The organism is Streptomyces sp. NPDC017943 (assembly GCF_044328425.1).
GTDB lineage: Bacteria > Actinomycetota > Actinomycetes > Streptomycetales > Streptomycetaceae > Streptomyces > Streptomyces djakartensis_A.
On sequence record NZ_JBIRHH010000046.1, the window covers coordinates 1 to 5,744 of the forward strand.

The 5,744-nt window shown below is 67.7% G+C and carries 7 protein-coding genes and 1 pseudogene; 6 read left to right on the forward strand and 2 right to left on the reverse strand.

The genetic code is table 11. The annotated features are described in order from the left end of the window. Positions 1 to 115 precede the first annotated feature (115 nt). From ACH4C6_RS35645 to ACH4C6_RS35660, 4 genes are all read left to right on the forward strand, one after another. On the forward strand, positions 116 to 640 hold the full coding sequence (locus ACH4C6_RS35645; protein WP_398112749.1) for a hypothetical protein: 525 nt from the start codon (positions 116 to 118) through the stop codon (positions 638 to 640). 66 nt (positions 641 to 706) lie between these two features. Further along, entirely contained in the window at positions 707 to 925 is a 219-nt protein-coding gene (locus ACH4C6_RS35650) for a hypothetical protein (protein WP_398112750.1), read from the forward strand. A 212-nt stretch (positions 926 to 1,137) separates the two neighbouring features. Next, positions 1,138 to 2,103: a DNA-processing protein DprA gene (locus ACH4C6_RS35655; protein WP_398112751.1), complete on the forward strand. Its 966-nt coding sequence runs from the start codon at positions 1,138 to 1,140 to the stop codon at positions 2,101 to 2,103. A 41-nt stretch (positions 2,104 to 2,144) separates the two neighbouring features. Next, the gene (locus ACH4C6_RS35660; protein ID WP_398112752.1) at positions 2,145 to 2,843 is read left to right on the forward strand and encodes a ComF family protein; all 699 of its coding nucleotides are present in this window, start codon (positions 2,145 to 2,147) and stop codon (positions 2,841 to 2,843) included. An 82-nt stretch (positions 2,844 to 2,925) separates the two neighbouring features. Here the strand turns inward: ACH4C6_RS35660 and ACH4C6_RS35665 are convergent, their stop codons facing one another. After that, entirely contained in the window at positions 2,926 to 3,927 is a 1,002-nt protein-coding gene (locus tag ACH4C6_RS35665) for a hypothetical protein (RefSeq protein WP_398112753.1), read from the reverse strand. Between the two features lie 512 nt (positions 3,928 to 4,439). On the opposite strand from ACH4C6_RS35665, the gene ACH4C6_RS35670 reads away from it, so the two are divergent. Further along, positions 4,440 to 4,577, forward strand: coding sequence for a hypothetical protein (locus tag ACH4C6_RS35670; protein WP_398112754.1), 138 nt, complete (start codon positions 4,440 to 4,442; stop codon positions 4,575 to 4,577). A gap of 53 nt (positions 4,578 to 4,630) precedes the next feature. On the opposite strand, the gene ACH4C6_RS35675 is transcribed toward ACH4C6_RS35670, so the two are convergent. Continuing rightward, the gene (locus ACH4C6_RS35675) at positions 4,631 to 5,224 is read right to left on the reverse strand and encodes a transposase (RefSeq protein ID WP_398112755.1); all 594 of its coding nucleotides are present in this window, start codon (positions 5,222 to 5,224) and stop codon (positions 4,631 to 4,633) included. Positions 5,225 to 5,498: 274 nt separating this feature from the next. Between ACH4C6_RS35675 and ACH4C6_RS35680 the strand changes: the two are divergent. Beyond that, a pseudogene (locus ACH4C6_RS35680) lies at positions 5,499 to 5,648 on the forward strand (IS630 family transposase); the annotation flags it as partial. Positions 5,649 to 5,744 lie beyond the last annotated feature (96 nt).

Sequence of the window (5,744 nt, forward strand, 5' to 3'; positions counted from 1 at the left end):
GGGCAACGGCGTTCACCAGGCCATGCTCGGCATCTCCCGGCTCCACAACTTGGCCCTCACCGGATAACTGACACCCCATACGGGACAACCTCTAGGAGCGAAGATCACCTCGCTGATGTCCGACAAGCCCGCCGACGTCATCGAGCTCTTGGAGGACTTCCTGCTGCACGAGCCGCGCTGGGCGTTCCGTCTCGATGACGAGGACCGCGCCTTCGCGATCCGCTCGATGCTGCCCTTCAACGCGCGGTTCCCTCGCGGCGGCGGGCGGACCTTCACGATCAAGGACATCCTCACCTACGAGAACACCGTCAAGGTCGGTGACAAGGACGCGCGTGATGTCCTGATGCTGCACCTTCTGTGTGCGGCCTACCTCGATGGTGCACTGCCTGGTCAGAGCTTTTTCTGCGTGTACCCCAGCAGCACACCCGCCAAGGGCAACCCGCAGCTTGCTGGCTTCCTGGACCGCGCCAAGAACATGACTGGCTCCTCCTACAAGGAGGACCTTCTCGAGCGTGTCTCCCAGGCCCCCGGACACCAGCCTGGAGCGGTACAAGAGGAGCGTCGGCCAGTCGACGGGCCGGGACATCTCCATCGCCGCCCAGGCCCGTACCGTACGAGTCAACCCGGCCTACAAGAATAAGATCGCCGGCAAGCGGTGATCGTCTTCGACGCACCCCGTCCGGGTCCTGCTGGCACCCGCTCTCCCATGACCGCCTACAAGATTGCCCGGCAGAGGCATCTCGCCGACATGTTCACGCACCTCCAGCAGCATGCGTACCCTCTCGTCTGGCGCGGCGAGTACCTCGTGCCGACCGGGGAGACGACGACCACCGCCTTGTGGTGGATCGCCCTGCCGGGGCAGGTCGAGCAGTGGTACGACACCAGCGAGGCGAGCGCCTGGTCAGCGGCATCTGTCTGGCTGTAGGGATCATATGGGAACCGGTCGCGGCGCCCGGCGGGGCCACCCAGCTCGCCGAAGCCCTCGCCCGTATGGAACAGCGGCGACAGGCCTGAGGAACCGGCTCGACGGCCCCCCTTCCTGTCCGTCCGAGGGCTCCGTACGCCATGATGGAAGTGGCCCGAGTACCTCGCTTCATCCTTCGAACATCCCGGGGCCACGAGTAGAAGGACACCCTGATGGACCTCGATATCACCGCTGACCAGCACGATCTGCTGACCCTGTGCGCGTTGCGCGCCGGCGATGCCACCCTCGACTGGAGCCTGATCGCCCGCGGCGCCCAGAGCCCCGATGGCCTGGCCGCGCTCATGGACGGACAGCTGCACGAGGACTCGCGTGCCGCGACCAAGAACCGCCCCCTGCTGCAGCAGGCCCTGGCCGCCGGCCTGGACGATGCCCGTGCTCGCGTCGACGACGAACTCGCCGCCGCCGACAGGGCCGACGCGCGCCTGGTCACCGTCCTGGACAAGGACTACCCGGCCAACCTCAGGGTGATCGGCAACCTGCCGCCGTTCCTCTTCTACCGCGGAGAGCTCGATCAGCGCGACGCCCGCTCCATCGCCATCGTCGGCACCCGCCAGGCATCCGAGGACGGGCTGCGCCGGGCGGCGCGGATGGCCCGCGAGGTCGTCGAGCACGACGTCGTGATCGCAAGCGGTCTCGCCAAGGGCATCGACGCAGCCGCCCATCAGGCAACGCTCACCGCGGGCGGCCGGACCTTCGCCGTCATGGGCACCGGCATCGCCGCCCCGATCTACCCGGCCGAGAACCGTCCTCTCGCGAAGGCGATCCTCAGCGCCGGGGGAGCGCTGCTGAGCCAGTTCTGGCCCACCAACCCGCCGGCCAAGTACACCTTCCCCCGCCGCAACGTCGTCACGTCCGGCACCACGCTGGGCAGCGTCGTCATCGAGGCCTCGAGCACGTCAGGCGCGAAGATGCAGGCCCGCCTGGCCGCCGAGCACGGCAAGCTCGTTTTCCTGATCCGTTCCCTCGCCGACACCCAGCCCTGGGCCAAGAAGATGCTGGACGAGGGCCGGGCGATCCTGGTCACCGCCTCCAGCGACATCACCGACCGCCTCGGCCAGGCCGCGGACATCCAGGCCGCCGGACAGCAGCGCCAGCAGCTCGCCCTGGCCGGCCTGTGACGGCAGGTCTCCCCAATCCAGCAGGCTTTCCCAACTGCCCGGTGTGCGCGTACCGCATCACCGGCACCGCCCGCCTGTGCTCCGACCGCGCCGGCCGCACCCTCCAGCCGGTCGCCGAACCCCACTGCCCCGTCTGCTCCCAGGCCGTCGCGCCCGGCAGACAGTGCAGTAATCGGGTGTGTGCGCTCCCGGAAGCCGAGCGGGGATTCTCCCGCGTCGACGCGGTGGCCATGTACTCCGGAGCCCTGCGCGACAAGATCCACACGCTGAAGTACGAGGGGAGGGCCGGCTGGGCGCTGATCTTCGGCCGGCTCCTCGTCGGTTGGATGGAGAGCCACCCCGAGGCGATGAACGGCGTCGACTACGTCGTCGGCAACCCGACCCACGTCGGCCGCCAGCCCATCCAGCACATCGAGGCGATCATGGACGCCGCCTACACCGAGGACGTGACCAGGGCCTTCCCGCTCAGCCCGCCGGGCGGGCACCGGCTGGTGAAGCACGCTGAGACGGCCCGGTCCGCGAATCGCACCCTGGAGGAGAAGCGCGCGGCCGCGACCGCGCATGCCGCCGCCCTGACCTGGACCGGGGACATCGGCGACATCAAATCGGCCACCATCCTGCTCGTCGACGACGTGTTCACCAGCGGCTCGCAGCTCCAGAACGTCGCGCTCCGGCTCCGGGCGATTGGAGCCGCCGACGTCCGGGGGCTCGTTCTCGCTCGGGTCCCCTGGAGCGGATGACGCCGCCCCGGGCACCGGGACTGGGCCTGCTGGCTGGCTCCGCTCCTGCCGGTCGGTCAGTGCCGGACGCTTCGCGTCGAACTCACGCGGCGAGCCCAGGACGGTGGTCATGTGGAGGCCGAGGCGCCTCAAGGAAATCCGAGGGGAGCAGCCCAGCGCCACCGTCACCAGCCCGGGCTGGTGACGCCGTGGTCGGGGCGTCCGCGTCGGGGATCACGACGATCCCGCCGACGTGGGCAGTAACCCATGTCGGAGGAGTCCGGCCTTCCAGGACGTCGCGCACATAGCCGGGGACCTCCGCCCGCAGACCGCAGAGCATGTGCGCGAGGTACGGCACGGAGAAATGCCCGTAGTCGTTGGGGACGTTCTCGAAAAGGGCGCCGGTGACCGGGGCGGCGCGTTCCATGACCGCCGCGCCGGCGAACTGGCCGTGCCTGATCCGCTGGACAGGCCGGAGAAGTTCCTTTGCCACCCTGCGAAATCCTCGCTGCGGCTGCCGCAGGAAGCGCTCGAGGTCCTGGTCCAGTCCGCGCGCGAGTGGCACGATCGGCGCGTCCAGGCTGTCGGGGCTGGCGATGTCTTCGACGGGAACGGCGTCGTGGAAGGCGCTCACGCCCGCGTTCTTGGCATCCAGGCCGACCGCGTTCTCCGCCACCAGAGCGGAGAGAGTGGACACACCGACCCGTTCGCGCTCCTTGCACGGAACGTCGTCATGAGTGCGGTCGAAGGCCAGAGTCGATCGGTACTGGGCGTCCCCGCAGTACGAGACGTACGCGGCGGGGACATGGAAGCGGTTTGCCGCCTTGATCGGCTTCGAGAGCTGCGTCCGGTCGTCGCCGCGCGTCGTGTAGCTGAAGTCGATACTCCAGCGCTTGCCGTGCAACTTCAAGATCTTCGCCTGGACCAGGAGCCCGTAGCAGGTACCGTCCCGGTCCACCCACCACCACAGCCAGTCGGCTCCGTTCTCCTTCTCCTCGTCGGCTGCGAACTCGACGAACCGGATGCGCGGGGAAGCGGTGGACAGGAGCACCTGGGTCGCCGTCACCTCACGGAACGTCCCGCCGGCTTCCAGCATCCCCGCCATCAGACGATCCACTGCCGTCCGGCCCTGCTGGAGCGCCTCATGAGGGCTGGTCTCATGCCCGGAGAATTGACTCAACGCGGCTGCCCTTCTGCGACATGACCATAGCTTCCCCATCATCCCCCGGCACCAGGCCCGTCGTGGCCGATCCGGCGGCCTCGTGACCGCCTCCCGGGCCAGACTGCATTCGATCGCCGGGCCCCGCCACGCGAATACGTTCCGCGATATATGCGATAAGAGACTGGATGGCATGGTATGTTGGCAAACAGTCCTTCCGGGCGTCCCGTCCCCCCGTGCGCGGCGTCCGGGGGCATACCCGCCGGATCCTGAGAGACCATCGGCTGCTGCCTGTCTGGTCAGGGCACCCCGCCCGCTACACGTTCACCGCTATTCTGGCGTAGCGCGCTACTTGCTCTTCGACAACAGCGCACGCAGGCGTGGAAGGCCCTCCTTCTGCACTTGATGGCTCGCGTGAGCTGATTGCCGCACGGATCACTGAGCAAAAGGGCCACTTCATGCCGCCCGACCTGCTCGACAGTCAGTTTGCCGACCTCGAAACGCTGGGCGACGACGAAGTCGGCGCGGCCATCCCGGTCGACGGTACGCCGAAGGAGCCCGCTGCCCTGGCTCATGCCGCCGTCACCTCCTCCTGAAGCTGGAACCATAGTGAGAGCGAGTACCGCCCGACGGGCGGGTCTTCGTGCATTCACCACGTCGCGCGGATGGTCGCAGGTTGCCGAACGTCCTCACTGATTTCTGGAGGGCGAAGGTCGACTCGGCGCAGCAACTGTGCGTTGAGGGTGACGACGATGGTGGAGACGCTCATCAGCGTTGCGGCGAGAGCGGACGGCATGTTGATCCCGGCCCAGTTGAGCGCGCCGGCGGTGATGGGGAGGGCGTTGTAGCCAGCGACCCACCACAGGTTCTGAAGGCTCTCGCGGTATGCGGCCTTGGAGAGCCGGATGATGCTCACCACGGCGCGGGCGGCGCCGGCCGGGTCGACACTGGATGCTGGTGGGCCCGCACAATCGTTGCGTCCACCGAGACCGCCCAGTTCAGGTTCTCGTCCGCGTCGGCCTGAGTCATCAGCGCGGTGAACACTCGCTCCCACGTACCGTCCGGACCACATCCGCAGCCGGTCGTAGACGCCTCGCCAGTTCCCGTACTTCTCCGGAAGGTGGACCAACTGCGTTCCGCTGTGGAACTTGAACGCGATGGCGTCGATCACCTCACGGTGATCCCGCCACCGGCCACCCCTCTTCGGAGTCCGATCCGGGAGCACGGCTCGATCCGCGCCCACTGCGCGTCGGTCAACGGCACACCTGAACCAACGATCGGCTGATCCAAACGAAACCGCCTAGTGATCTGAGTGAGGGATTTGTTGGCATTGGGCGGCGACTTTGTCGAGGATCTCGTCGGCGGTCTTGGTCCAGACGAAGGGTCTTGGGTGCTCGTTCCGGTCGGCGAGCCAGGCTCGGATGTCGCGTTCGAGAGCCTGGACCGAGCGGTGGACGCCGCGCTTGAGCTTCTTCTGGGTCAGCTCGGCGAACCACCGCTCGACCAGGTTCAGCCAGGAGTTCCTGGCCAAGCTCGACAAGGAAGTCCCGGACGACCTGCAGGTTCACCTGATCCTGGACAACTACGCGACCAACAAGACACCCGACATCAAGAAGTGGCTGCCGGCTCACCCACGGTTCCATCTGCACTTCACGCCGACCAGCGCGCTTCCTGAACTTTGCCGCCCGGTGGCGGCGGTGGAGGGAGCCGATGACCTTGCCGGTGGCGACTTCGAGGGCGGCGAACAGGGTCGTGGTGCCGGC

Excerpts from the sequence above, each read along its gene's own strand:
- ACH4C6_RS35645 (WP_398112749.1), top strand. The coding sequence starts at position 116 with ATGTCCGACAAGCCCGCCGACGTCATCGAGCTCTTGGAGGACTTCCTG.
- ACH4C6_RS35650 (WP_398112750.1), top strand. The coding sequence starts at position 707 with ATGACCGCCTACAAGATTGCCCGGCAGAGGCATCTCGCCGACATGTTC.
- ACH4C6_RS35655 (WP_398112751.1), top strand. The coding sequence starts at position 1,138 with ATGGACCTCGATATCACCGCTGACCAGCACGATCTGCTGACCCTGTGC.
- ACH4C6_RS35665 (WP_398112753.1), bottom strand. The coding sequence starts at position 3,927 with ATGGCGGGGATGCTGGAAGCCGGCGGGACGTTCCGTGAGGTGACGGCG.
- ACH4C6_RS35670 (WP_398112754.1), top strand. The coding sequence starts at position 4,440 with ATGCCGCCCGACCTGCTCGACAGTCAGTTTGCCGACCTCGAAACGCTG.